The sequence below is a fragment of the Pseudarthrobacter albicanus genome (assembly GCF_018224015.1).
Classification (GTDB): domain Bacteria; phylum Actinomycetota; class Actinomycetes; order Actinomycetales; family Micrococcaceae; genus Arthrobacter; species Arthrobacter albicanus.
Genome location: NZ_JAGPOT010000066.1, coordinates 1 through 2858, shown reverse-complemented (window position 1 = coordinate 2858; position 2858 = coordinate 1). Strand labels below are relative to the sequence as shown.

3 protein-coding genes and 1 pseudogene are annotated in these 2858 nt (G+C 68.5%); all 4 read right to left on the bottom strand.

Annotation, left to right across the window (positions count from 1 at the left end; translation table 11 throughout):
• Nucleotides 1-34: 34 nt before the first annotated feature.
• Nucleotides 35-238, bottom strand: a pseudogene (locus J9611_RS14555) (ATP-dependent helicase); the annotation flags it as partial.
• 79 nt (nucleotides 239-317) lie between these two features.
• Entirely contained in the window at nucleotides 318-752 is a 435-nt protein-coding gene (locus tag J9611_RS14550) for an arsenate-mycothiol transferase ArsC (RefSeq protein ID WP_211881155.1), read from the bottom strand.
• Complete coding sequence (locus J9611_RS14545; RefSeq protein ID WP_211881154.1) at nucleotides 749-1246, bottom strand: three-helix bundle dimerization domain-containing protein; 498 nt, start codon at nucleotides 1244-1246, stop codon at nucleotides 749-751. Before J9611_RS14545 ends, J9611_RS14550 begins: the two co-directional genes overlap by 4 nt.
• Before the next feature lie 42 nt (nucleotides 1247-1288).
• A complete protein-coding gene (locus J9611_RS14540; protein WP_211881153.1) occupies nucleotides 1289-2701 on the bottom strand; it encodes an NAD(P)-binding protein in 1413 nt (470 codons plus the stop codon).
• Nucleotides 2702-2858: the final 157 nt, after the last annotated feature.

Sequence of the window (2858 nt, the reverse complement as noted above, 5' to 3'; positions counted from 1 at the left end):
TCCGTAGCTCCGGCCAGGGAACGGCCGGGACCAGCTACTTCCGGCCGATGAACCAGTCCTGGAGCTTCCGCAGGCGCGTCTGCAGCTGTTCCTCGTTGGCCTGGGCCACGGCCGGGCCGCCGCAGACCGTCCGGAGCTTGGTGTGGACGACCCCGTGCGGGGTGCCGGTGCGCGCGGACCAGGCCGCAACGTTCTTGGCCAGTTCAGTGCGCAGGTCCATCAGCATCCGGTGGTCTGGGTGATAGACAGCGCGGCGAGGCCGTCGCGAGGTGCACCCTCCGCGACCAATGTCCTCGATGGCGCCGGGGCTGGCATGCCTAGTCCCCGGTGAGCTCCGCATAGAGCTTCTGGACCCGGGCTTTGATGTCGTCCCGGACCAGGCGCATACGCTCCATGCCTTCGATGCCGCGTTCTGAAGGCTCGTCCGTTTCCCAGACTTCAAAGCGGGTGCCTTCGTGCGGTTCAAGCCTCGCTTCGTTGCCCAGGATGATGACGGCGTCGACTTCGTCCAGGACCTCGTCGGTGACGGGCTTGGGGTGCTCGCCGGTGATGTCGATGCCGAGTTCGGTCAGGGACTCCACGGCCTGGGGATTGAGGGACTTACCCGGTTTGGTCCCGGCGGAGTGGACCGTCACGGCGCCGCCGGCCAGCTGCTTCATCAGGCCGGCGGCGAGCTGGGATTTGCCGCCGTTCTTGCTGCAGACGAAGAGGACGGCCGGGATCTTCGGCGAAGTAGTGGGTTCCTGGGTCATGTGAGCGTTGATTCCTTCGTGAGCAGTGATGCGGCCAGTGCCTTGACCCGGTCGTGGATCTCGTCGCGGACGATCCGCACGGCCTCAACAGGTGGCCCGGCCAGTTCCGCCGCCGACAGGGAGCCTGCGGACCGGACGCGGATCCGGCCCTTGGCCTCGACGTTCAACAGCGCGGCGGCCATCTGGGGGCGGCCGGCGTTCTGCACGCAGACAAACAAGACTTCGGGGACCTCGGAGGCGACGGCTCCCTTGGATTTGGCCAGCGCGGTGAGCCGGTCGTTAGCGAAGTGCTCGGTGGTGGAAGCCAGATGGATGGTGATCTTCGCGGTCCGCGCCAGGGCCGTGTGCGACTCGAAGACGTAGCGTTCGACGGTTTCGGCGGCAAAGATGCCCGCGAACTTGTCGGCCAGACGGTTGCTGATGCGCTGCAGCAGCTCGGTGTTCTCCTGCAGCCCCCGGCTGGTTTCATACCGGTTTTCGTGGCGTTCAGTCATCTCAGCACTCCAGATAGGTGGCCCATGGAAGGGAAGTCCGGATCAGTTGTTTCCGCCGGAGCGGCCGTGGGACAGTCCGGTGGGGAATCCGACGAGCACCGGCTCCGTTGTCGCGCAGCACGAGGACTCTGTTGCGACGGGGACGGCGGCGGCTGCCGGGACGTCGCAGCTCGTGCCGGCGTCGGAGGAGCAGACGCCGGTCTCGGGGAGTTCGAGCTGGACGGTGTCGGCCGCCTCGCGGTCCCCGGCCAGGGCGGCGACGACGGAGCGGACCTGTTCGTAGCCGGTGGCGAGCAGAAAGGTCGGCGCCCGGCCGTACGACTTCATGCCGACAATGTAGAAATCCTTGTCCGGGTGGGCCAGCAGCCCTGCGCCGTGCGGTGGGACGGTGCCGCAGGAGTGGAATTCAGGGTCGATCAGTGGGCCCAGCTCCCGGGGTGCTTCCACGGCCGGGTCCAGGTCCAGCCGGAGTTCGCGCAGGATGTCCAGGTCGGGCCGGAACCCGGTGCAGGGCACCACGACGTCGGCGTCCAAGGTGCGTCCGTCAACGGCTCCGACGGTCACGTGCGAGGTGAGGGATTTCAGCGAGCTGATGCCGAAGCCGGTGTGCAGTTCGATGGTTCCTGCCTCGACGAGCCAGCGAAGGCGTGAGCCGAGCTGGCCGCGGGCCGGCAGGCCGTCGGCGTCGCCGCCGCCGTAGACCTTCTCGGCGGACGCGCCGCGGATGGCCCACAGGATCCGGGTGTCCGGTTCGTCCTTGGCCAGGTCGGCGAGGCTGATCAGGGTGTTGGCGGCGGAGTGGCCGGCGCCGACGACCAGGACACGGCGGCCGGCGAACGAGGCGCGGTCACGGCCGGTGACGTCAGGGAGCGGCGAGGAGATCCGATCCGTGGCGGAGTCTTCGCCGATGGCGGGAAGCCCGGAGGTACCCAGCGGGTTTCGGATGGACCACGTGCCGGAGGCGTCAATGACCCCGGCCACGGTGTGGTCGCGGGTTTCCCCGTCCTCGTGCTCGACCCGGACAACGAACGGCGTGGTCCCGCGGTTGCGGGTGTGCGTCTTGTCCATGCCGGCGCGGGTCACGGCGATGACCCTGGCGCCGGCCTGCAGCCGGGAGGCAATCACCGGCAGCGCGGCCAGCGGGGCCAGATAGTTGTCGACCAGTTCCCCGCCGTACGGGAGAGCGGTGGGCCGGGGCGATTCCCATCCGTCGGCTTCGAGCAGGCGGACGGCGGCGGCGTCGATGTTGAACCGCCACGGTGAGAACAGCCGGATGTGGCGCCACTGCTCGATCGCGGCACCCGCGGAGGGGCCGGCTTCGAAGATCAGCGGTTCGAGGCCGCGTTCGATCAGGTGTGCCGCGGCGGCCAGGCCCACGGGGCCGGCGCCGATCACGGCAACGGGAAGGTTCTTCGCTGAATCCAAGGTGTCCTCTGTTTCATCCGTAGGTGTCATGGTTCTTGCGGGAGGGGCCTGCCGGTCCCTGTGGGGCGGGCAGGCAGCGGGGTGTCAGCAGCAGCCTTGATCTGTGGTGCAGGAGCCGTCGTCGCAGCATCCGTTCCTCATTCGGCTCACCCCCTCTCCGTCCCTGTCAGGCGTGTGGTGCTCAGGC